We start from the raw sequence: 22,213 nt of genomic DNA, 5'->3' as shown, positions 1-22,213 counted from the left end.
CAACGAGGAGACGTTGCTGTTCGTGGTACTGAGACCGCTAGACAGCGAGGTCACGTTACTAGTGACCGTGCTCAAGCCTGACGACGTGGACGTTGACAGTGATGTAATGCCGGTCGAAGTCGAAGTCGACAAGGACGAAACACTGCTGTTAGTCGTGCTCAGGCCGGTAGACGCAGACGTCGACAACGAGGAGACGTTGCTGTTCGTGGTGCTGAGGCCGCTGGACAGTGAAGTGACGTTGCTGGCAACAGTACTCAGACCGGTCGATGCAGATGTCGACAGCGAAGAAACATTGCTGTTCGTGGTACTGAGACCGCTGGACAGCGACGTGACGTTACTGGCGACGGTGCTCAAACCGGTTGAAGCCGAAGTCGACAGTGATGTAATACCGGTCGAAGTCGAGGTCGACAAGGACGAAACGCTGCTGTTAGTTGTGCTAAGGCCGCTGGACAGTGACGTGACATTACTAGCGACCGTACTCAAACCTGTAGATGCTGAAGTCGACAACGACGAAACGCTACTACTGGTCGTGCTCAGGCCACTCGACAGCGAAGTGACATTACTATTGGTGGTGCTAAGACCGGTCGACAGAGAATTAATGCTGCTGGTGTGGCTGGACAAACCAGCAGACGTTGAAGTCGACAAGGACGAGACGCTGCTATTAGTTGTGCTCAGCCCAGTCGATGCTGACGCCGACAACGAAGAAACATTACTGTTCGTCGTGCTGAGACCGCTCGACAGTGAAGTGACGTTGCTGGTGACTGTGCTCAAGCCAGTTGAAGCTGAAGTCGACAACGAGGAGACGTTGCTGTTCGTGGTACTGAGACCGCTAGACAGCGAGGTCACGTTACTAGTGACCGTGCTCAAGCCTGACGAAGTGGACGTTGACAGTGATGTAATGCCGGTCGAAGTCGAAGTCGACAAGGACGAAACGCTGCTGTTAGTTGTACTCAACCCGGTCGACGCCGATGTCGACAACGAGGAGACATTACTGTTCGTAGTGCTAAGGCCACTGGACAACGAAGCGACGTTACTCGTGACGGCACCCAAGCCGGTCGAAGTTGATGTAGACAGCGAGTCTACTCTGCTATTGACAGTACTCAAGCCTGACGATGTTGATGTCGACAGCGATGTGATACCGGTCGATGCAGACGTCGACAACGAGGAGACATTGCTGTTCGTGGAGCTGAGACCGCTTGACAGCGAAGTGACGTTACTAGTGACTGTGCTCAAGCCAGTCGACGCTGAAGTCGACAGCGATGTAATGCCGGTCGAAGTCGAAGTCGACAAGGACGAAACACTGCTGTTAGTCGTGCTCAGCCCGGTCGATGCAGACGTCGACAATGAAGACACATTGCTATTCGTGGTACTGAGACCGCTGGATAGCGAAGTGACGTTACTCGTGACCGTACTCAAACCAGTTGAAGTCGACGTCGACAGCGATGTGATGCCAGTCGAAGTCGAAGTCGACAAAGACGAAACACTACTATTAGTTGTGCTCAGACCGGTCGATGCAGACGTCGACAGCGAAGTGACATTACTGTTGGCAGTGCTAAGGCCGGTCGACAGAGAGTTAATGCTGCTGGTGTGACTGGATAGGCCAGTAGACGTTGAAGTCGACAAGGACGAGACACTGCTATTAGTTGTACTTAGCCCAGTCGATGCTGACGCCGACAACGAAGAAACATTGCTATTGGTGGTACTTAGACCGCTTGACAGTGAAGTGACGTTGCTGGTGACTGTGCTCAAGCCAGTCGACGCTGAAGTCGATAGCGATGTAATGCCGGTCGATGTCGAGGCAGACAACGAAGAAACGTTGCTGTTCGTAGTGCTGAGACCGCTAGACAGCGAAGTGACGTTGCTAGTGACTGTACTCAAACCAGTTGAAGTCGACGTCGACAAGGACGAAACACTACTGTTCGTAGTACTCAGGCCGGTAGATGCAGATGTCGACAGCGATGTGATGCCACTCGATGTCGAGGTCGACAACGACGAAACGCTGCTGTTGGTCGTGCTCAGGCCACTCGACAGCGAAGTGACATTACTGCTGGTAGTGCTAAGGCCGGTCGACAGCGAATTAATACTGCTGGTGTGACTAGACAGACCAGCAGACGTTGAAGTCGACAAGGACGAGACATTGCTGTTCGTCGTGCTGAGGCCGCTCGACAGTGAAGTAACGTTGCTGGTGACCGTATTGAGACCAGTCGATGTCGATGTCGACAACGAGGAAACACTGCTGTTAGTTGTGCTCAGGCCGGTAGACAGAGAATTGATACTACTGGTATGACTAGACAAGCCGGCCGACGTTGAAGTCGACAGCGACGAAACGCTGCTGTTTGTGGTGCTAAGGCCGCTCGACAGCGAGGTGACGCCGGTAGAGATCGAACCCGCGACAGTAGATAATTGTGAAACGTTGACCGCATCGGTTTGCGCGGTGCCTGCCGCCACGCCGGTGATAGTCCGATTGCCAACGTTGACCTCGCCGCTCGACGTTTGCGTTGCAGTCAGGCCATATGCCGAATAACCGGATTGCGCACCGACTATGGTTGCTGAATTATTGCCAAGAGCAACGCTGTTCGCGTTGCTTACAATTGCTCCAGTGCCGATCGCGATGCCATTTACAGCCGAGGTGTTCGCGCCATTACCTAAGGCCACGGAGTTGGTTGCTGCAGCCTGTGTATTGGCAGTTTGTCCAATCGCAATCGACTGAGCACCATTGGCCGTTGCACCCGCCACGCTACCGCCATTGCCGCCACCAATGGCGACCGATGACGCTCCAGTTGATACAGCATCATTTCCCAACGCGTAAGCGCCAGTGCCGAAGGCCTTAGCGCCGGAACCGATCGCAGTCGAGCTGCCGCCAGACGCATTAGCAACGGCGTTGTTGCCTATCGCTACGTTATAGCCCGTGCCGCCGCTGGCGCCCGCCTTTGCTCCACTTCCCAAAGCAACATCGGAGGTATTGGAAGCGCTTGCACCGACACCTAACGCCGTCGCACTGCTACCGCTGGCACTAGCGCCGTCGCCAAATGCGGCAGCACTAGAACCACTAGCGCTGGCAGCATTGCCAACCGCAGTCGCATTACCATTGCTGGCGTTTGCTCCATCACCTATCGCCGTCGCACTGCTGCCACTGGCATTCGCGCCATCACCAAATGCAGCAGAGCTAGTGCCGCTGGCGACTGCAGCATTGCCAATCGCAGTCGCATTAGTATTGGTGGCGCTCGCATTAAAGCCGATCGCAGTCGCATTGGTTCCGCTTGCGGTCGCCTTGCCTGATGCGGTCGTGGTCCCGGCACCAATTGCAATTCCGGTGGTGCTGGCCGTGCCGACGGTCGAACTAGTACCGGTATAACTTGCCACCGCCGCCGGCGCATAACCCGCCACCGCCGCCGCGACCGCAATAGCCACCGCGGCTGCCACGGTCGACTTGCTGCGCTTGCCGCGCGCCGCCGTGTTTTCAGAAACGGCTACCCAGCTGCCAAGCGTTTCATTGTAGACGGTGCGATAAATTTTATTCATGACGGGCTCTATGCAAAGGGTGGTACGGCTTGCAGCATGGGATCAGACCATCCGCGCAAGCGAGATCACATGGGAAAATGCCGAAAAATCGGGGACTTAATCGAGGAGAAGCGGTAGCTGCCGGCTGGGCATCATTTACCTAGGGTCTCTAGCGGACCATACTGGTAGCCGACAGGCACCCAGCGTTCGCCCTGCCAGACCAGCGCAACCTTCTCCCAGGCGCGCGCCTTGGCATAACCGGACACAAAGGTGACGCTGGCGAATTCGCCGCGCGGCAAGCTTGGATGGTCGACCTGATGTTCCAGCGCCTGCCAGAAGCGCGAGTCCGGCGCCGGGCCGAACTGGCTGTGCATGCTGTCGATGTAGGTGATCCAGCTCTTCTGATCCGATTGCGCTTTCATTAACGCATTGCTTTGTTCCCACATGCGCGCTGCCTGATTGGCATCGGCCAGGCTCAGCCACTGGCGGGCAACGTCAATTGCCGAGTCGGCGGCGGTGGCCTGTTGTGCCATCGCGGCCGATGAGGTCAGCATGCCGACGCCAATCAGCAACAGCAGCTTGCCCCAATGAACGGCGCGGCTGAACCCGTCCTTGAGGCACGTCATTTGATTTGTTTTTTTCATTTTTCACCCTGAAAATTTGATGTCTCTAGACCACAAAGAACTCAGCTTCATCACACCGGGGAGCCGAGATGCAAGCGTTCCTCTTGCTTGCCTCGTATCTCGATCGAAAAATTTAGAGCTCGGAAACCGGCAAGACTGCCGGGAAATGCTGCCGCTTTTGCGTCTTACTCAAAGTAACAATATTGGACTTTAAGTAACATTTATTGATGCTTTGAATTATTCTTGCCAGCCAATTTGTTGCATGAAAACTACCGGATCACCAGCAGATCCGCTTGGAATTTACCTAGGGTGTTTATTGAAAATCAAGATCCCGCCAGCCGTCCGGCATGCGCTGAACGCAACGCATTCGGCACTTTGCCGTCGTTTCCATTTTGACACCAACAAATGTCCAGATTCGTAATTTACAGAAAGTGCCAAATGTTAATTTCAATTGATATTTATGTCATCTAAATAAGTTCCCTAAAGTCGCCAATAAACAACGAATTTATTCATATATGACGATTGAAAGCATCTCAAGAATCTGCCATTTCTACGCTTTCACGGTGCTCTTGAAATCAGAAAAAATCTGCAAACCCTTATAAATATTGATGTTTTCAAGATATACAAATATCGAATATCTAATTCCTAGAGTTGCTGAAAAACAACTAACTTAAAGAAAAATAGTTGGATGCCTCAAAAATAAAACATACCGTACTGCAATAAAAATACGCTTTTATTTCTCACTGGAAATGATAAATGTGTTTTTCAAAATTGATTATTTGGAATGAAAGACAATGTCCATACGATAGGCTTCGTTGAAGACATGGAAGATAAGGCTGCGCGCGTGAAAATGCTATTTTATCTAGTATTAATGACAATAAATTACACCAAGAATTGAGCATCGACGCAGCCCAAGAAGCTGCTTAACGGACAGACCTGTATGTCCGAACAATGAGAAACATGATTGGGGAAAAATCCTGCGGCGTACGCTGACCACCTGCCGGCAACTGGGAGAAAATGTAAAATCAGCTCCCGCACCGTCCATGCCATGGCGGCGCAATCGGTCCGGACAACAAAAAACCCGCAATCAAAACATCATTGCGGGCTCTGGCTAGGTCAAGCAGCGTTAGCGTTGATTGTCCTGCTCATCCTGTTCTGCTTTTTCAGCTTCCGCTTCGGCCTGGCGCTTTGCTATTTCTTCCGCATGCAACGCCAGCAAGACCGCCCGTGTTTGCGGCGTCTCCAGGCTGATCCGGCCCAGCGCGCCGGTACGGTAATCCTGCAGCAGCGTATGCGCCGCCTTCTCCAGGTCGAGATCGCCGCCCTTGAGGCGGAAGCCGCGGCGCAGCGCCACGCCTTCGATGACGCTGACACCGTCGATGCCATCGGTCTTGATGCCGTAACGGGCAGTCAGCAGCGGCGCGTAACGCAGCAGCAAGGCGTCGGCCAGGAAGGTCGCCACCTCTTCCTCGATCAGCGCATTGCTGCCGATAGCATGGCTGGCGGCCAGCATCAGGCCGTCGCTCGGATGGGCGATCTTTGGCCACAGCATGCCTGGCGTGTCGATCAGCACCATGTTGTTGCCGAGGTACAGGCGCTGCTGCACCTTGGTGACCGCCGGCTCGTCGCCGACAGCCGCCACGCGGCGTTTGAGCAAGGCATTCATCAAGGTCGACTTGCCGACGTTGGGAATCCCCATGATCATCATGCGCAATGGCTTTAGCGGCGTACCGCGGTGCGGCGCCAGCGTCAGGCACAAACCCGGGATCTTGGCGACATCGGATGGTTTCTTGCAGCTCAGGGCCACTGCATGCACATTTTTCTGCGCATTGTAAAAATTGAGCCACGCCTGGGTGGCGGCCGGATCGGCCAGGTCGCTCTTGTTGAGGATTTTCAGGCAGGGACGCTGGCGATGCACGCGCAGCTGTTCAATCATGGGATTGCAGCTTGCTTGCGGCAAACGGCCGTCGAGCACTTCGATCACGAGATCGACCTTCTCCATAGCTTCCGCCGCCTTCTTGCGGGCGGCGTTCATATGACCTGGGAACCATTGTATGGACATGCGTTGTCTTGTCTGACTAAAATAAACCGCTATTGTACGGACTTATTCCGCTTCTACCGCAATCGCGGGCGCAAGCCGTGCAAGGCGAAGTGCGCCAGATCGCCCTCGGCGCCGGGTTGGCGCCTCAATTAATTGCCACAAAACAAGCAAATCATTCCAGTTCCGCCAGCACCTTCATGTGCGCAACCACGCTGCGCCCCAGCGCCGAGAGGTCATAGCCGCCTTCCAGGCAACTGACAATCCGGCCCTGGGCGTGCTCGGCCGCGACTTGCATCACCAGCCGGGTAAGCCAGGTGTAGTCGGCCTCGACCAGCCCCATCTGCGCCATATCGTCTTCTCTGTGCGCATCGAAGCCGGCAGAGACAAAAATCATTTGCGGCCGGTGCGCCTGCAAGGCCGGCAGCCATTGCTCCGTCGCCAGCTGACGCACCGCCTTGCCGTCGCTATAGGCCGGCAGCGGGATATTGACCGCCTTGCCGCCACCCTCCTCGGCGCCGCTGAAGGGATAAAACGGATGCTGGAAAAAGCTCACCATCAGCACCCGCGGATCCTGCGCAAAGATCTCTTCCGTGCCATTGCCGTGATGGACATCGAAATCGACGATCGCCACCCGCTCCAGTCCGTGTACTTCCAGCGCGTGGCGTGCGGCCAGCGCGACGTTATTGAAAAGGCAAAATCCCATCGGCGTGGTGGAGGTGGCGTGATGGCCGGGCGGACGCACCGAGCAAAAGGCATTGTCGACTTCGCCGCCGATGACGGCATCGGTCGCCGCCAGCGCAGCGCCGGCCGCACGCAATGCCGCTTGCCAGCTATAGGCATTGACTGCCGTGTCGGGGTCCAGCGGATAGGTGCCGGTGGTGCCGGCCAAAGCCTGACTGTGCCGGCGCACCAGGGCGATCATGGCGGCGCTGTGCACCCGCGCCAGGTCACCCTCCTGCGCCAGCGGCGCACTGCGGTAATCCAGCAACTGGTCGATACGGCTTGCGATCAGCTGGTCTTCGATGGCCTGCAGCCGCGCCGGCGACTCCGGATGGCCGGCGCCCATGTCGTGCAGCTTGCAATCGGGATGGGTATAGAAAGCAGTAGTCAATTGATCTCGCCAAAAGTCTTGCTGGAAATGCTGATAGTGTACACGTGGCGCCATTCTCGCCGGGATTCGGATAGGCCGCACCGCGCCTGCCGCCGCAGGCGGATCAAATCCGATAAATATTTTCTCAAAGAAACTAGGTTAACGCTGAGGAAGTTTGTATGATTCTCTCTCGGTAATTCCCCTCACAAACACGACGCCATGTTCGCAAAAATTCACGCAGTAGCACAGCAAGTCAGCCAGATAGTGGTCGGCAAGGACCACCAGATCCGCCAGGCCCTGGTATGCCTGCTGGCAGGAGGCCATTTACTGATCGAGGATGTGCCCGGCGTCGGCAAGACCACTCTGGCGCACGCGCTGGCGATTTCGCTGGGCTTGCGTTTCAACCGCCTGCAGTTCACCAGCGACCTGCTGCCAGCGGACGTGGTCGGAATTTCCGTGTTCGATCGCGAGAAGAGCGGCTTCGTGTTCCATCCCGGGCCGGTGTTCACCCAGGTGCTGCTGGCCGACGAGATCAACCGCGCCACGCCCAAGACGCAGTCGGCGCTGCTGGAGGCAATGGAGGAGCGCCAGGTCACGGCGGAAGGCGTGACGCGCGACCTGCCGGAACCGTTCTTCGTCATCGCCACCCAGAATCCGGCGCACCAGGTCGGCACCTTCGCCCTGCCCGAATCGCAGCTGGACCGTTTCCTGATGTGCCTGTCGCTGGGTTATCCGGACGCCACGGCAGAGCGCGCGCTGCTGATGGGCGAAGACCGCCGCACCCTGCTGAAATCGCTGGCGCCGGTGATGCAGGCGGCGGAACTGATCGAAGCCCGCCAGGCCTTGAAGCAGATCCATACTTCCAGCGCACTGGTCGATTATGTCCAGGCGCTGGCGCACGCCTCGCGCCAGAATGGCTTGTTTGCCGAAGGCATGAGTCCGCGCGCCGCCATCGCGCTGCTGCAGGCGGCGCGCGCCTGGGCGGCGCTGGAGGGGCGCAACCACGTGGTCCCGGAAGATGTGCAGGCAGTCCTGGTGCCGGTAGCCGCCCATCGCCTGCGTCCGCTCAAAGCCCACACCGGCAGCACCATGGGCGCGCGCGACCTGGTATTGCAGCTGATGAAGTCGGTCGCAGTCTAGGCTTTCCTCGCGCCATGCTGACGTCCCTGCGCAAGCACATCCGCCACTGGCTGGACCAGTCTTTGTTCCAGCTGCGCGACGCCGAACCGGGCGAAGTGCTGCTGACCCAGCGCCGCGTATTCATCGTACCGAGCCGGCCCGGGCTGGCGTTCGCCTTCATGCTGGTATTGCTGTTCCTGTGCTCCATCAATTACAACCTGAGCCTCGGCTTCGGCCTGACCTTCCTGCTGGCCGCATGCGCAGTCATCGACATGCACCTGACCTTCCGCAACCTGGCCTACCTGCATCTGAGCGCAGGCAAGGCGGCGCCGGTATTTGCCGGCGAAGATGCACTGTTTGAACTGCACCTGGCTAACCGCCGCAAGCATGCGCGCTATGCAATCTGGCTCGGCTTCATCGGCCGCGGCATGCCGGCCCTCGAACGGGCCGCCGACGTGCCGGCGCACAGCGCCAGCCATTTGACGCTGGCCGTGACCACCAGCCGGCGCGGCTGGCAGCCGGCGCCCAGGATACGTTTGCAGACACGCTTTCCGCTCGGTCTGTTGCGGGCCTGGAGCTACTGGCAGCCGGACAGCAAGGCGCTGGTCTACCCGCAGCCGGAGGAATCGCTCTCGACGCCACCGCTGCCGCTTGCGCCCGTCGAAAAAAGCGACGGCAACGGCGCCGCCGGCCACCAGGATTTTGCCGGCATCCGCAGCTACCAGAGCGGCGATTCGCCCAAGCACCTGGCATGGCGCCAGATCGCCCGGCTCGACACCGACCTCGACGTCAAACTCATCACCAAGCAATTCGAAGGCGGCGCCGTCAGCGACCTGTCGATCGATTATGAAGCGCTGCCATACGGCATGCCGGTCGAAAGTAAACTCTCGCGCATGACCCGCTGGATACTGGAAGCGGAAGCGCGTCAGCTGCCGTATGCCTTCCGCCTGGGCGACAATGTATACGCCGCGGCGCTGGGGCCGGCGCATCAACGCGCCTGCCTGCGAGCCTTGGCCTTGTATGAGGGGCCGGTATGACGTTTGCACCCAAAACCGCCACCTTGCAGCAGCTCCGCAGCGAACTGGAAAACAAGCCCTTGTTCCGCATTTCCAGCACCTACGTCAAGACCCTGTCGCGCGACAAGAGCGATACCGTGTTGCTGCTGGGCGCTTGCGCCATGGTGCTGCTGCCGCACTTCCTGCATCTGGCTTGGTGGACCTCGCTGATCTGCGGCGGTCTCTTGCTGTGGCGTGCCTGGATCACCCTGCGCGGCCAGCGCCTGCCACCGCTGTGGCTGCTGATGCCGCTGGCGGCGCTGACCATGGGCGCGGTCTATCTCGATTACCGCACCTGGCTCGGGCGCGATGCCGGGGTCGCCATGCTGACCCTGCTGCTGACCTTCAAGCTGCTGGAAATGCGCGCCCGGCGCGATCTGTTCGTGGTGCTGCTGCTGAGCTTCTTCTTGTTACTCACCACCTTTTTCTATTCGCAGTCGATATTCTCCTTGCTGTGGATGCTGGCCACGCTGGCGCTGCTGCTGACCGCCCAGCTGTCGTTCCAGTACACCGGCACAGTGCCGCCGCTAAGGCAACGATTGCGCCTGAGCGGCGTGATCCTTGCCATGGCGCTGCCGCTGACCTTGATCCTGTTCCTGCTGTTTCCGCGAATCCAGGGACCCTTGTGGGGTCTCCCCGGCGACGCCCATGGCGGCCGTACCGGCTTGTCCGACAGCATGGCGCCGGGAAATATCTCTCAGCTGGCCATGTCCGACGACATCGCCTTCCGCGTCAAATTCACGGACGCTCCGCCCGCCCCGGCCAAACGCTACTGGCGCGGCGCCGTCTTGCACGACTTCGACGGCCGCACCTGGACCCGAGGGGAAATCGGCCGCACCAGTATCGAAACGTCGGGACAATGGCGGCAGATTTCACTCAACGCGCCAAGCAATCCGGGCATCGAGGTGCGCCAGCAGATCACCATGGAGCCGAACGGCCAGCGCTGGCTGTTTGCACTGGAAACGCCACAGCAGGCGCCGTCGCTGGAAGGCATCGGGGTCTTGCTGACGGCGGATCACCAGCTGCGCGCCGCGCGCGCCATCGGCGAGCGCGTGCGCTACGACGTGGTCTCGAATCTCAGTCCGCTGCCGCCATACCAGGTAGATGCCAGGGCCTTGCAGCTGGAACGCACGCTGCCGCCCGGCTTCAATCCGCGCACCCAGGAATTCGCCGCCATCCTGCGCCGGCAATCGGCCGACGACACGGCGCTGGTGAATGCCGTGCTGGCTTTCTTCCGCCGCGAGAATTTCAGCTATACGCTGGAGCCGCCGCTGCTGGGCAAGGACAGCGTCGACGATTTCCTGTTTGCCAGCCACGCCGGCTTTTGCGAACACTACGCCAGCTCTTTCGTGGTGCTGATGCGCGCCGCCGGCATTCCGGCCCACGTGGTCACCGGTTACCAGGGCGGCGAGGTCAATCCGGTCGACGGCATGATGACCGTACGCCAGTCCGACGCCCATGCTTGGGCCGAAGTCTGGCTGCCGCCGCGCGGCTGGGTCAGGGTCGACCCGACCGCCGCGGTGGCGCCGGAGCGGATCGAAACCCAGCTCAGCAATCTGATGCCGCGCTCGTTCTTCGGCGATCTGCTGGGCGCCGCGCCCGGCCAGGAAAACTGGTGGTCGGTCCTGAGCAGCAGCGCGGCGCTGCTGCGCGCCAACTGGGAAGCGCTCGGCAACGGCTGGAATCAATGGGTGCTGAACTACACGCCGGCGCGGCAGATGGGCCTCATGCGCTGGCTCGGCTTCGACCAGCTGGACTGGCGCACCTTGAGCATCCTGATGCTGGCGATCGGCGCCGTCGCGGCCGCCAGCGTCACGCTGCCTTTGCTGCTGGCGCGAAACAAGAGCAGGCCGCTCGATGCGGTATACTCCTCGCTGTGCGCGCAGATGGGACGACGCGGCCTGGCCCGGAACAAGCATGAAGGTCCGGCCACTTATGGCCGCCGCCTGTGCGCCAGCGAGTCGCCGCTGGCGCCGCCGGTCAAGATCGCCGTACAGCGCTTTATCGCCCTGTACGAAGCGCTGCAGTATGGCGCCGGATCCGACAACGGGCCGCACAACAAACCGCCCGCGCATTCAATGGCACAACTCAAATTACTGCTCTCCCAATGTCGATGAAATCAACTGTCCGTCTCCACACCATCGCTCAGCTGTGTTCGCTCGCCCTGGCGCTCAGCGTCAGCCCGAACCTGCTGGCGCAGCAAAGCAGCGGCGGCAAAGCCAGCGCCGCCAAAGTCAGCGTGCGCAAAGCCGCGAATAATGCCGACGACGGCGAAATGGCCAATTTCGCCGACTGGAAAGAGGTTTCCGCATTCATCGACCAGATGGTCGAGAAGCATGGTTTCGATCGTGCTGAACTGGTGACCATGTTCAACAAGGTGCGCTATGTCGACAGCGCCATCCAGCTGATGAAGCCGGCGCCTGCCAGCAAGCCGAAAAACTGGGCGGCCTACCGCGCACGCTTTGTCGAGCCGGTGCGGATCCAGGCCGGCGTCGATTTCTGGAACAACTATGCCGACGCCCTGAGCCGGGCCGAGACGCAATATGGCGTGCCGGCCGAAATCATCGTCGGCATCATCGGCGTTGAAACCGTGTACGGCCGCAATGTCGGCAGCTTCCGGGTGATGGACGCCATCACCACGCTGGCCTTTGACTACCCCAACACGCCGACACGCGATGCGCGCATGGATTTCTTCCGCCGCGAACTGGAAAGCACTTTGCTGTATGCCCGGGAATCCGGCATCGATCCCTTCACCTTGCTGGGTTCGTATGCCGGGGCGATCGGCTGGCCGCAGTTCATGCCGAGCAGCATTCGCCAGTACGGGGTGGATTTTGACGGCAAGGGCAAGATCGATCTGCGCAACTCGCCGATCGATGCGATTGGCAGCGTCGCCCATTACCTGGCCGAGCACGGCTGGAAAAGCGGCATGCCGATCGTCTTCCCGGTCACCTTGTCGACCGACACCAGTGCGGAAAACCGCTGGCAGGCGTTTATCGGCCAGGGCCTGGAAGCCAAGTATTCGCTGGATGAGCTGATCGCAGCCGGCGTGGTGCCGGGCGTGGTGCTGCCTGGCGACATGCGTTTCGGCCTGATCGACCTGCAGAATGGCCAGAATCCGGCCGAGTACTGGATCGGCACCGATAATTTCTACGCCATCACGCAATATAACCGCAGCTTCTTTTACGCGATGTCGGTGGTGGATCTCGGACGCGCCGTCAGAGTGGCGCGCACGCAGTAATCCCCCTGGCGCTCAAGGATTGCTGACGCTCAGCTCCACTTCAACGGTCTGGTCGTTGGCGCTCAGCCAGATCTGCGCATCCTGGATGGTGCATTGGAGCTGCATGTTGCGCTGGGCGAAACCGGTCAGGGCTTCGCTGCTGGCGGCGGCGATATTGATGACGGTCAGGTTGCGCGCGCGCGCCACCTTGCTGGCAATCTGATTCCACCAGATATGGCTGGTGCTGCTATAGCTGTACACCACCACTTGCGCAGCGCGGCCGCAAGCTTTGAGGATACGCTTTTCGTCCGGCTGCCCGACTTCGATCCAGAGATCGATGGCGCCGGTCAAATCCTTGGCCCACAAATCCGGTTCTTCCGCGTCTGACAGGCCCTTGCCGAATACCAGCGCGGCCGAGGCGTGACGAGCGAACGCCAGCAGGCGCACCATCATGCGTTCGTCGGTTTCCGAGGGATGGCGGGCCAAGGTCAGGGCGTGTTCCTGATAATAATGCCTATCCATATCGGCAATTTGCAGATCGGCTTTAAAAATAGTTGCTTTAAGGGCCATAACGCCTATTGTTATATAAAGATGAATCAAACCCGGTGTGTCGCACTCACGGGATCGGAAGAATAACCCGATTTGGCGCCACGGAGAATATAAATGACCGCCGCCACGGCGGCACTGGCGGGGCTTGATGCCGCGGCATCCGGCCCTATATTGTATAAATTGTTTGCAAATGTTATCTCATATTTAATGAAAAACGCTTCCCCTACAGAAACAACAGCATTCTCCAGCGAAGTAATCGCTCACACCAAAGCGTGGCTGGAGCGTGCCGTGATCGGGCTCAACCTCTGTCCGTTTGCCAAGGCCGTGCATATCAAGGATCAGATCCGCTATGTGGTCAGCAGCGCGCAAACGCCTGAAGAACTGATGGCCGACCTGGTCAGGGAACTGGAATTCCTGCAGGAAGCCGATCCTGCCAAGATCGACACTACTTTGCTGATTCACCCGGATGTCTTGCGTAATTTCCTGGACTACAACGATTTTCTCGATGTAGCCGATGCCGCGGTCGATGAGCTCGACCTCAGCGGCGAGATCCAGGTGGCCAGTTTTCATCCGGAATATCAGTTTGCCGATACCGACATCGACGATATCAGCAACTACACCAATCGCTCGCCCTACCCGACTTTGCATCTGTTACGTGAAGCCAGCGTGGAGCGTGCGGTCGAGGCCTTCCCGGAGGCTTCGGAAATATTCGACAAGAACGTACAAACCCTGCAGCAACTTGGATTGGACGGCTGGCAGAAGATTTTGAGGGAGGAGCAAAAACAAGCCTGAGAATGCCTTGCAGATAGATTATTGTTGCAAAAATGGTATTTTTCGTAATTTTTTACGGAAAGTTACCAAATAGTAATAGACATCGTAACAAGAAAATTTTAAATTGAGCTTGTGCAACTTATTTGTATATTTGGTCACTAAACAGATGTACCTTGTTTGTTACCAATCGAACGTACAAGACGCTGTGCAATGTACTTAGCTGTAACTGTAGTTCCATGAAGAAATAAATAGGGAGTTTCTTTATGAAAAAAATGTGCTCAAAATCAGTATAAAATACGGCGACTTATAAGTTTGCCAATAAAACTGGGAGGTGCACTTGGTAATAGTTTTGTACTTATTGCGCAACCACTTCCCAAATATCAACTAGGATAACGGAATCAATTGATTATGACTATTAACACTACCCCAGACGCACCAACCAGCAACAAGCTTGATGAACAAGTGACGTATGATCCAAATCACTTGCTCGATTCGCTCATCGACAAGTTGCACTTGAAGAACGATGCGGCTCTCTCGCGCTCACTTGAAGTGGCGCCGCCGGTCATCAGTAAGATCCGCCATCGCCGCTTGCCGGTTGGCGCTTCGCTGCTGATTCGCATGCATGAAGTCAGCGACCTGACGATCCGTGAACTGCGCGCCTTGATGGGTGACCGTCGCGAAAAATTCCGTATCAGCGACAAGCAATTCAAGCCAAAGAGCAAGATCGAAGCCGAAAAGCTGAAGTAATCAGCATGCCGGCTCCCTTCCCTGTCTAGAGCGCTGCTTGCAGCCGCTTTAGGCGGGGAAAACGCCTGTAGAGAGATAGCGGTCGCCGCGATCGCAGACGACGAATACAATCGTCGCGTTTTCTACTTGCTGTGAAATCCGTAACGCCACCTCGCAAGCCCCCGCTGCGGATATGCCGCAGAAAATCCCCTCTTCGCTCGCCAGCCTGCGCGCCATGTGCTCGGATGCCGCCTGACTGACCGATTCCGTCTGGTCAACCCGGGAATGGTCGAATATTTTCGGTAAATACGCTTCCGGCCATTTCCGGATGCCTGGAATCTGCGAACCTTCTTCCGGTTGCGCACCGATGATGCGGATGGCCGGGTTCTGTTCTTTCAGATAGGTAGAGACGCCCATGATGGTGCCGGTGGTGCCCATTGCGCTGACAAAATGGGTGATCCGTCCTTGCGTGTCGCGCCAGATCTCCGGACCGGTGGTTTCGTAGTGCGCCAGCGGATTGTCGGGATTGGCAAACTGGTCCAGGATCAGTCCCTCGCCATCCTTCTGCATCTTTTCGGCCAGGTCGCGCGCATATTCCATGCCGCCGGTCTTCGGCGTCAGGATGATCTTGGCGCCGTAAGCCGCCATGCTCTGGCGCCGTTCTTCGCTCAGGTTCTCCGGCATCAGCAACACCATCTTGTAGCCGCGCATGGCGGCCACCATTGCCAGTGCAATGCCGGTATTGCCGCTGGTAGCCTCGATCAGGGTGTCGCCTGGCTTGATCTGGCCGCGCGCTTCGGCGTGCTTGATCATCGACAGCGCCGGCCGGTCTTTTACGGAACCGGCGGGATTATTGCCTTCCATCTTGCCCAGGATCACGTTGTTGCGCTGCGCGGCATCACTGCCGGGAATGCGTTTGAGTTGGACCAGGGGGGTGTTGCCGATGGTGTCTTCGATAGTCAGATAAGGCATAGTGTGCGATCAGGCGTGGTGTGCAAAGAGTCCATTTTAATATGAGACTTTATTACGCGTATGAAAGCCTGATAAACCGCCATCCGGGCGCGGCATGAAAACCGGGCGGAAGATCAAGGCCGGTTGGGAAGCCCAAGCCGGCTCTCGATCTTCACCGGCCAGCCTATTTTGGCTTGGCCGCAGCCTTGGCCGGGGGTGCTGCCGCAGCCTCGCCCTTGGCCTTGCCGTTCACCTGCAGGCCGGCCTGCGACAGCTTGACGGCCTTCTTCTCGCCGATACCCTGCACGCGGCTTTCAAAGTCGTCCCAGTCCTTGAAATTGCCGCCCTTGCTGCGTTCGTCGACAATCCGCTTGGCCGTGCTTGCGCCTATGCCCTTGATGCCATCCAGCGCGGCGGCATCGCCTTTGTTGACATCGACCTGGGCAAAGCTGGCGGACGCCATCAGCATGCCGGCTATCAGCAATAATTTCTTCAGCATTTCGTCTATCTCCCGTGTGTGTTGGTGACTGAAAAATCAATCAGACGCGAAAACGTCCAATTAATTATAGTCACGCACAAACGGAAAATTGACATTTACATCATAAACGAGAATTGGCTTATCCTTGATCAGCAGGTTCCAGCAATTCTTCACGGCTCACCGTGGCAGTGCCAAGCTTGCCGACCACGATGCCGCCGGCACGGTTTGCCAGCGCCACGGCATCGGCGATCGGCAGTCCGGCGCCGAGCATCAGCGCCAGCGTCGCAATCACGGTGTCGCCGGCGCCGGAGACGTCGAACACCTCGCGCGCCATGGCCGGGAAATGGCGGATTTCCTGGGCCGTGTACAAGCTCATGCCTTCTTCCGAGCGGGTCAGCAGCAAGGCTTCGAGCTGCAGCGATTCGCGCAGCTTTTGCGCCTTGAGCGTCAACTCTTCCTCGTTCTTCCAGCTGCCGACGATGTGCTTCATTTCCGACTTGTTCGGCGTCAGTACGGTGGCTCCGGCATAACGGGAAAAATCGTCGCCCTTGGGATCGACCAGGATGCACTTGCCGGCCTGCCTGGCAGCGGCGATCATTTCCGCGACGTTGACCAGGCTGCCTTTGGCGTAGTCGGACAGCACCACCACCGGATATTGCGGCAGCAAGGTATTGAAGCGGGTCAGCTTGTCGCGCAGGACGGCGTCGGTCGGGGCTTCTTCGAAGTCGATGCGCAACAGCTGCTGCTGGCGGCCGATCACGCGCAGCTTGATGATGGTGGAAATGGTAGGATCGCGGGTCAGGAAACTGCTGACGCCCATTTCCTGCAGCATGCCGTCGACGGTGTCGCCGGCTTCGTCCTGCCCGACCACGCCCAGCAGGCCGGAGCTGCCGCCCAGCGTGGCGATATTGCGCGCCACGTTGGCGGCGCCGCCCAGGCGTTCTTCGCGCTTTTCAACGCGCACGATGGGCACCGGCGCCTCGGGCGAGATGCGGCTGACGTCGCCGAACCAGTAACGGTCCAGCATGACATCGCCGACCACCAGGATCTGCACATGTTCGAATGAAGCCGGCAGCTTGTAACTTTGCTTAGTCATGATCTTATCCGCGCGCCAGTACCGAACGGCCGATGCCGTAATATTCGAAACCCTGATCGCCCATCACCTCAGGCTCGTACAAATTGCGGCCGTCGAACACGATCGGCGTCTTCAGCAGCGTTTTCATCTGTTCAAAATCGGGGCTGCGGAAGGTCTTCCATTCCGTCACGATGACCAGCGCGTCGGCATCCTGCAAGGCATCGGTCTGGTTGTCGCAGAAACGGATGCGCTCAAAGGCGCCTGCCGTCGCCGCCAGATCCAGCGCCAATACGCGCTTGGCCTCGGTCATCGCCACCGGATCGTGCACCGCTACCGTGGCGCCGCGCGCGATCAGCTCGCCCAGCAGCACGCGCGAAGACGCTTCGCGCATGTCGTCGGTATTCGGCTTGAACGCCAGGCCCCACAACGCGAAATGCTTGCCGCTCAGGTCGGCGCCGAAGCGTTCGCTGATCTTTTGTCCCAGCACATGCTTCTGGTTGTTGTTGACCTGCTCTACCGCGCGCAGGATATGCAATTCCTGGCCGTAGCTGCGCGCCGTGCGTTCCAGCGCCTGCACATCCTTGGGGAAACAGGAGCCGCCGTAGCCGCAGCCGGCATACAGGAAGCTGTAGCCGATGCGCGGATCGGAGCCGATGCCGTGGCGCACGGCTTCGATATCGGCGCCCACCTTGTCGGCCAGGTTGGCCAGTTCGTTCATGAAGGAGATGCGCGTCGCCAGCATCGCGTTGGCGGCGTATTTGGTGAATTCGGCGGAGCGCACATCCATCCAGAAAGTGCGTTCGTGGTTGCGGTTGAACGGCAGGTACAGCTGCTTCATCAACGCTTGCGCCTGCTGGCCGGCGGCGCTCTCGTCGCAGCCGATGACGATGCGGTCAGGCCGCATGAAGTCTTCCACCGCGGCGCCTTCTTTCAGGAATTCGGGATTGGAAACCACCGAAAACTCAATCCCGTCGCTGCCCGGCTTGCGCGCGTCCAGCTCTTCCTGGATCGCGGCGCTGACGCGGTCAGCGGTGCCTACCGGCACGGTGGATTTGTCGACGATCACCTTGAAGCCGGTCATGTATTTACCGATGTTGCGGGCCGCGGCCAGCACATATTGCAGATCGGCGGAACCGTCTTCGTCCGGCGGCGTGCCGACAGCGATGAACTGCACCTGGCCATGCGCCACGCTGGCAGCGATGTCGGTCGAGAAATGCAAACGGCCGGCAGCGCGGTTGCGGCTGACGATTTCCGCCAGGCCGGGCTCGTGGATAGGAATCCCGCCGCCGTTGAGCATGGCGATCTTGGCCTGATCGAGATCGAGACAGAAGACATCGTTGCCAAGCTCGGCCAGGCAAGCGCCTGTGACCAAGCCGACATAACCGGTACCGATAATAGTAATTTTCATGTTATTCCGTGAATGCACTGCCCGCCGCAACCAGGGCGGACCAGCGGGATTAATTCATTACGTTCAATTCTTCCGTACGCCGCGGCGGGTAGGTTTCCCAGCGGCTGCAGCCCGGGCACTGCCAGTAGAACTGGCGCGCCTTGAAGCCGCAATGGCTGCATTGGTAGCGCGCCAGCTTCTGGGTATAGCCGTGCACCAGGTTCTTCACCACCGACAGCTCCGAATGCATTTCCGGCGTGATTTTCATCAGGCGCGCTTCCAGCAGCTTATCCAGCCCAAGCAAGGTCGGGGTACGGCGCAGCTCATCGCTCACCAGCTGGTTGGTGGCTTCCACGCCATCCAGCTCCAGCACGGCCTTGAACACCACTTCCAGCAAATCGATGGAAGAAGCCTCCGCCAGATAGGAGCGCAGCAGGCTGACCCCTTCGTGCGGCCGGCCGACGGCGCGATAGCCATCCATCAGACGCTGCGCCACCAGCGCCACGTGCAGCACGCTTTGCTGTTCGACCCGGCGCCAGACATGCAAAGCGCCTTCGACATCGTTTTGCGCCAGGTGCACGTCGCCCAGCAGCATGGTGGCGCGCACGCTGTTGCGATCGTTGCTGAGCGCCTGGTCCAGCAAGGACTTGGCTTGCTCGGGGCGGCCGTCGACCAGCTCGTCCTGCGCCAGCTCGCAATAAAACTGGGCGATTTCCTTTTGCCGGCCGCCGGCGCCGGATTGCTGCAAGGTCTGGGCCGCCTCGATGGCGCGCAGCCACTCCTTTTCACGCTGATAGATTTCCAGCAGCGCGCGGCCGGCTTGCGCGCCGTACTGGCTGCCGGCCAGCAAATGGAAGCTTTCTTCGGCGCGGTCCAGCAGGCCGGCTTTCAGGTAATCCTGTCCAAGTTCGTACTGGGCATGCAAACGATGCTCCTGCGCCAGATCGGGACGCGCCAGCAGGTTCTGGTGGACCCGGATCGCCCGTTCGGTTTCGCCGCGGCGGCGGAACAGGTTGCCGAGCGCGAAGTGCAGCTCGGCGGTTTCCGGATCGAGCTTGACGATTTCGATGAAGGCGTCGATGGCCTTGTCAGGCTGCTCGTTGAGCAGGAAATTCAAACCCTTGAAATAACCGCGCGGCAAACTGCGCGATTCGGAGATCAGTTGATTGATATCGACCCGCGCGGCAATCCAGCCTAGTCCAAAAAAGACCGGGATACCGAGTAACCACCAAATTTCAAATTCCATACGGGTGTGCTTTATGCGTGACCGGGATTCCAGGAGAACCCAGGTATGAAGATGCCGGCAAATTGAGTGAGCCGCTGGCAGCGCAGCGGCTCACTCAATTTGATACTAAGCGGCATTATATATTCTTGATGCTGTCCGGTTGCGGTGCTTGTGACTCTGCCAGCCGTTGCGCTTCTTGTTCTTTTTGCATGGAGGTCAGTGCCTTCTTGGTTTTTGCAGCATTGCGGCGGTGACGGAATACCGATGGCGCCATCGCCAGTACGCCCAGGATTGCGCCGAATACGAAGAAACCCAGCAGGAACAGCACCAGCGGTCCTTGCATGGTGGTGCCGGGGAAGAACTGGAGGTCGACGCTGCCCTTGTTCTGCAGGGCGAAACCGAAAAATACAACGAACAGCAGGATCGAAAGAAGTCTGGAAATGATTTTCATGATGCCTTTCCGTGTGATTGGGTAATGGTGTAGCCGAATTTGCCGACGACTGGCGCCGCTATTGTCATTTTTGCAAATTCCCACCTAATACACAAACAATATAACTTTAAATGATGCGAAATTGTACGTGAAAAAAAACGGCATCCGAAGATGCCGTTTCGATTTTGCTTATACAAGCAGCTTGTACAAAACTGATGACTCAGTCTTCCCGGATCGGTTGTCCGACCATCGCATCGACGCGTTCGCGCAATTCCTTGCCAGGCTTGAAATGCGGCACCCGTTTTTCGGGCACCATCACCTTGTCGCCGGACTTGGGATTGCGCCCGATCCGCGGTGGCCGCCGATTCAGCGCAAAACTGCCGAATCCGCGGATCTCGATGCGCTGGCCGGTTGCCAAAGCATCCGCCATGGCATCGAGTATGGTTTTCACCGCGTAATCCGCATCCTTGGCTACCAGTTGCGGATAACGTTCGGCCAAGCGGGCAATCAGCTCCGACTTTGTCATTAGCTTGACTCGCTTACTTTAAGTATTGCTTAGTTCTTGCTGTTATCGAGCTTAGCCTTCAACAACGCGCCCAGGCTGGTCGTACCGGAAGCGGCATTGGAGTCCGAAGCCGAAGACAGCTTCTGCATTGCTTCCTGGGTTTCAACATTGTCTTTCGCCTTGATCGACAGCTGGATGCTGCGAGCCTTGCGGTCGATGTTGATGACCATGGTTTCGACTGTGTCGCCGACCTTCAGGTGCGTACCGGCATCTTCCACGCGATCGCGGGAGATTTCGGAAGCGCGCAGGTAGCCTTCGACTTCATCCGACAACTGGATCACTGCGCCCTTAGGCTCGACCGACTTGACGGTACCGGAAACCAGTGCGCCCTTGTCGTTCATTGCAGCGAAGTTGTTGAATGGATCGCCTTCCAATTGCTTGACGCCCAGGGAAACGCGCTCGCGCTCAACGTCGATTGCCAGAACGATGGCTTCCAGCTCGTCACCCTTCTTGAAGCGACGAACGGCTTCTTCGCCGGTTTCAGTCCAGGACAGATCCGACAGATGCACCAGACCGTCGATGTTGCCGGCCAGGCCGATGAATACGCCGAAGTCGGTGATCGACTTGATCGCGCCCTTGACCTTGTCGCCCTTCTTGTGGGTGACAGCGAAGTCGTCCCAAGGATTAGCCTTGCATTGCTTCATGCCCAGGCTGATACGGCGGCGGTCTTCGTCGATTTCCAGGACCATGACTTCAACTTCGTCGCCCAGCTGGACAACCTTGTTTGGCGCCACGTTCTTGTTGGTCCAGTCCATTTCGGAAACGTGGACCAGGCCTTCGATACCTTGTTCGACTTCGACGAATGCGCCGTAGTCGGTGAGGTTGGTGACTTTACCGAACAGACGGGTGCTTTGCGGGTAACGACGCGACAGACCGGTCCAAGGATCGTCGCCCAGTTGCTTGACGCCCAGGGAAACGCGATTCTTTTCTTGATCGTACTTCAGAACCTTGGCAGTGATCTCTTGACCGACTGTCAGCACTTCCGAAGGATGACGCACACGACGCCATGCCAGATCGGTGATGTGCAGCAGGCCGTCGATGCCGCCCAGGTCCACGAATGCGCCATAGTCGGTGATGTTCTTGACGACGCCGGTGACGATGGTGCCTTCTTTCAGGGTTTCCATCAGCTTCTGGCGCTCTTCGCCCATCGAAGCTTCGATAACCGCACGACGCGACAACACAACGTTGTTACGCTTGCGATCGAGCTTGATGACCTTGAACTCCATGGTCTTGCCTTCGAACGGCGTAGTGTCCTTGACCGGACGGGTGTCGACCAGCGAACCCGGCAGGAAGGCACGGATGCCGTTGGTCAGAACGGTCAGGCCGCCCTTGACCTTGCCATTGACAGTACCGGTAACGATCTCGCCGGACTCCATCGCTTTTTCCAGCGAGAGCCACGATGCCAGACGC

General features: G+C 58.3%; 19 protein-coding genes and 1 pseudogene. 6 read left to right on the top strand and 14 right to left on the bottom strand.

The window, feature by feature from the left end:
* The 5 genes and pseudogenes from VNZ65_RS25390 to VNZ65_RS16180 all read right to left on the bottom strand — a co-directional run.
* The coding region (locus VNZ65_RS25390) for a beta strand repeat-containing protein (protein ID WP_414649149.1) at positions 1-3,114 on the bottom strand (3,114 nt) is incomplete at its 3' end.
* An 84-nt stretch (positions 3,115-3,198) separates the two neighbouring features.
* Positions 3,199-3,522: pseudogene (locus tag VNZ65_RS25385) on the bottom strand (ESPR domain-containing protein); the annotation flags it as partial.
* 131 nt (positions 3,523-3,653) lie between these two features.
* The gene (locus tag VNZ65_RS16190; protein WP_325670772.1) at positions 3,654-4,127 is read right to left on the bottom strand and encodes a DUF4019 domain-containing protein; all 474 of its coding nucleotides are present in this window, start codon (positions 4,125-4,127) and stop codon (positions 3,654-3,656) included.
* A 1,123-nt stretch (positions 4,128-5,250) separates the two neighbouring features.
* A complete protein-coding gene (ylqF, locus tag VNZ65_RS16185; protein ID WP_325670770.1) occupies positions 5,251-6,186 on the bottom strand; it encodes a ribosome biogenesis GTPase YlqF in 936 nt (311 codons plus the stop codon).
* A 151-nt stretch (positions 6,187-6,337) separates the two neighbouring features.
* Positions 6,338-7,276, bottom strand: a complete 939-nt coding sequence (locus tag VNZ65_RS16180) for a histone deacetylase family protein (RefSeq protein WP_325670768.1) — start codon at positions 7,274-7,276, stop codon at positions 6,338-6,340.
* Positions 7,277-7,474: 198 nt separating this feature from the next.
* Here VNZ65_RS16180 and VNZ65_RS16175 point away from each other — a divergent pair, with 198 nt between their 5' ends.
* Genes VNZ65_RS16175 through mltB form a run of 4 tightly spaced genes read left to right on the top strand, consistent with a single transcriptional unit; the run spans position 7,475 to position 12,667 of the window.
* Entirely contained in the window at positions 7,475-8,395 is a 921-nt protein-coding gene (locus VNZ65_RS16175; protein ID WP_325670766.1) for a MoxR family ATPase, read from the top strand.
* 14 nt (positions 8,396-8,409) lie between these two features.
* Positions 8,410-9,411 (top strand): DUF58 domain-containing protein, encoded by a 1,002-nt coding sequence (locus VNZ65_RS16170; RefSeq protein WP_325670764.1) that lies wholly within the window; start codon positions 8,410-8,412, stop codon positions 9,409-9,411.
* Positions 9,408-11,546 (top strand): DUF3488 and transglutaminase-like domain-containing protein, encoded by a 2,139-nt coding sequence (locus VNZ65_RS16165; RefSeq protein WP_325670762.1) that lies wholly within the window; start codon positions 9,408-9,410, stop codon positions 11,544-11,546. The genes VNZ65_RS16170 and VNZ65_RS16165 overlap by 4 nt, the downstream gene beginning before the upstream one ends.
* On the top strand, positions 11,537-12,667 hold the full coding sequence (mltB, locus tag VNZ65_RS16160) for a lytic murein transglycosylase B (protein WP_325670760.1): 1,131 nt from the start codon (positions 11,537-11,539) through the stop codon (positions 12,665-12,667). Before VNZ65_RS16165 ends, mltB begins: the two co-directional genes overlap by 10 nt.
* Before the next feature lie 12 nt (positions 12,668-12,679).
* Here mltB and VNZ65_RS16155 read toward each other — a convergent pair whose 3' ends face one another.
* Positions 12,680-13,216, bottom strand: a complete 537-nt coding sequence (locus VNZ65_RS16155; protein ID WP_325670758.1) for a YaeQ family protein — start codon at positions 13,214-13,216, stop codon at positions 12,680-12,682.
* A 186-nt stretch (positions 13,217-13,402) separates the two neighbouring features.
* On the opposite strand from VNZ65_RS16155, the gene VNZ65_RS16150 reads away from it, so the two are divergent.
* Positions 13,403-13,987 carry a DUF1415 domain-containing protein gene (locus tag VNZ65_RS16150; RefSeq protein WP_325670756.1) on the top strand — a complete coding sequence of 195 codons (585 nt, stop codon included), beginning with the start codon at positions 13,403-13,405 and terminating at the stop codon, positions 13,985-13,987.
* A 387-nt stretch (positions 13,988-14,374) separates the two neighbouring features.
* On the top strand, positions 14,375-14,713 hold the full coding sequence (locus VNZ65_RS16145) for a hypothetical protein (protein WP_211463022.1): 339 nt from the start codon (positions 14,375-14,377) through the stop codon (positions 14,711-14,713).
* A 48-nt stretch (positions 14,714-14,761) separates the two neighbouring features.
* Here the strand turns inward: VNZ65_RS16145 and cysM are convergent, their stop codons facing one another.
* The 8 genes from cysM to rpsA all read right to left on the bottom strand — a co-directional run.
* Complete coding sequence (cysM, locus tag VNZ65_RS16140; protein ID WP_061943763.1) at positions 14,762-15,664, bottom strand: cysteine synthase CysM; 903 nt, start codon at positions 15,662-15,664, stop codon at positions 14,762-14,764.
* Positions 15,665-15,827: 163 nt separating this feature from the next.
* On the bottom strand, positions 15,828-16,142 hold the full coding sequence (locus tag VNZ65_RS16135) for a ComEA family DNA-binding protein (protein ID WP_325670753.1): 315 nt from the start codon (positions 16,140-16,142) through the stop codon (positions 15,828-15,830).
* A gap of 118 nt (positions 16,143-16,260) precedes the next feature.
* Complete coding sequence (rfaE1, locus tag VNZ65_RS16130) at positions 16,261-17,217, bottom strand: D-glycero-beta-D-manno-heptose-7-phosphate kinase (protein WP_325670751.1); 957 nt, start codon at positions 17,215-17,217, stop codon at positions 16,261-16,263.
* 4 nt (positions 17,218-17,221) lie between these two features.
* Positions 17,222-18,604 (bottom strand): UDP-glucose/GDP-mannose dehydrogenase family protein, encoded by a 1,383-nt coding sequence (locus VNZ65_RS16125; protein WP_325670749.1) that lies wholly within the window; start codon positions 18,602-18,604, stop codon positions 17,222-17,224.
* Between the two features lie 49 nt (positions 18,605-18,653).
* A complete protein-coding gene (gene lapB, locus VNZ65_RS16120) occupies positions 18,654-19,829 on the bottom strand; it encodes a lipopolysaccharide assembly protein LapB (RefSeq protein WP_325670747.1) in 1,176 nt (391 codons plus the stop codon).
* 115 nt (positions 19,830-19,944) lie between these two features.
* Positions 19,945-20,259 (bottom strand): LapA family protein, encoded by a 315-nt coding sequence (locus VNZ65_RS16115; protein WP_061943778.1) that lies wholly within the window; start codon positions 20,257-20,259, stop codon positions 19,945-19,947.
* 199 nt (positions 20,260-20,458) lie between these two features.
* A complete protein-coding gene (locus VNZ65_RS16110; RefSeq protein WP_098494048.1) occupies positions 20,459-20,764 on the bottom strand; it encodes an integration host factor subunit beta in 306 nt (101 codons plus the stop codon).
* 29 nt (positions 20,765-20,793) lie between these two features.
* On the bottom strand, positions 20,794-22,213 hold a 1,420-nt coding region (gene rpsA, locus VNZ65_RS16105; protein ID WP_325670743.1), incomplete at its 5' end, for a 30S ribosomal protein S1.

The organism is Collimonas sp., from assembly GCF_035566555.1.
Classification (GTDB): domain Bacteria; phylum Pseudomonadota; class Gammaproteobacteria; order Burkholderiales; family Burkholderiaceae_D; genus Collimonas.
Note: the sequence above shows the minus strand (reverse complement) of the source record. Positions and strands in the feature narration are given on the sequence as shown.

What these genes read in the sequence shown, in the direction of transcription:
- VNZ65_RS16190 (WP_325670772.1), bottom strand. Translation starts at nt 4,127, where the DNA reads ATGACGTGCCTCAAGGACGGGTTCAGCCGCGCCGTTCATTGGGGCAAG.
- ylqF (WP_325670770.1), bottom strand. Translation starts at nt 6,186, where the DNA reads ATGTCCATACAATGGTTCCCAGGTCATATGAACGCCGCCCGCAAGAAG.
- VNZ65_RS16175 (WP_325670766.1), top strand. Translation starts at nt 7,475, where the DNA reads ATGTTCGCAAAAATTCACGCAGTAGCACAGCAAGTCAGCCAGATAGTG.
- VNZ65_RS16170 (WP_325670764.1), top strand. Translation starts at nt 8,410, where the DNA reads ATGCTGACGTCCCTGCGCAAGCACATCCGCCACTGGCTGGACCAGTCT.
- VNZ65_RS16165 (WP_325670762.1), top strand. Translation starts at nt 9,408, where the DNA reads ATGACGTTTGCACCCAAAACCGCCACCTTGCAGCAGCTCCGCAGCGAA.
- mltB (WP_325670760.1), top strand. Translation starts at nt 11,537, where the DNA reads ATGTCGATGAAATCAACTGTCCGTCTCCACACCATCGCTCAGCTGTGT.
- VNZ65_RS16155 (WP_325670758.1), bottom strand. Translation starts at nt 13,216, where the DNA reads ATGGCCCTTAAAGCAACTATTTTTAAAGCCGATCTGCAAATTGCCGAT.
- VNZ65_RS16150 (WP_325670756.1), top strand. Translation starts at nt 13,403, where the DNA reads ATGAAAAACGCTTCCCCTACAGAAACAACAGCATTCTCCAGCGAAGTA.
- VNZ65_RS16145 (WP_211463022.1), top strand. Translation starts at nt 14,375, where the DNA reads ATGACTATTAACACTACCCCAGACGCACCAACCAGCAACAAGCTTGAT.
- cysM (WP_061943763.1), bottom strand. Translation starts at nt 15,664, where the DNA reads ATGCCTTATCTGACTATCGAAGACACCATCGGCAACACCCCCCTGGTC.
- VNZ65_RS16135 (WP_325670753.1), bottom strand. Translation starts at nt 16,142, where the DNA reads ATGCTGAAGAAATTATTGCTGATAGCCGGCATGCTGATGGCGTCCGCC.
- rfaE1 (WP_325670751.1), bottom strand. Translation starts at nt 17,217, where the DNA reads ATGACTAAGCAAAGTTACAAGCTGCCGGCTTCATTCGAACATGTGCAG.
- VNZ65_RS16125 (WP_325670749.1), bottom strand. Translation starts at nt 18,604, where the DNA reads ATGAAAATTACTATTATCGGTACCGGTTATGTCGGCTTGGTCACAGGC.
- lapB (WP_325670747.1), bottom strand. Translation starts at nt 19,829, where the DNA reads ATGGAATTTGAAATTTGGTGGTTACTCGGTATCCCGGTCTTTTTTGGA.
- VNZ65_RS16115 (WP_061943778.1), bottom strand. Translation starts at nt 20,259, where the DNA reads ATGAAAATCATTTCCAGACTTCTTTCGATCCTGCTGTTCGTTGTATTT.
- VNZ65_RS16110 (WP_098494048.1), bottom strand. Translation starts at nt 20,764, where the DNA reads ATGACAAAGTCGGAGCTGATTGCCCGCTTGGCCGAACGTTATCCGCAA.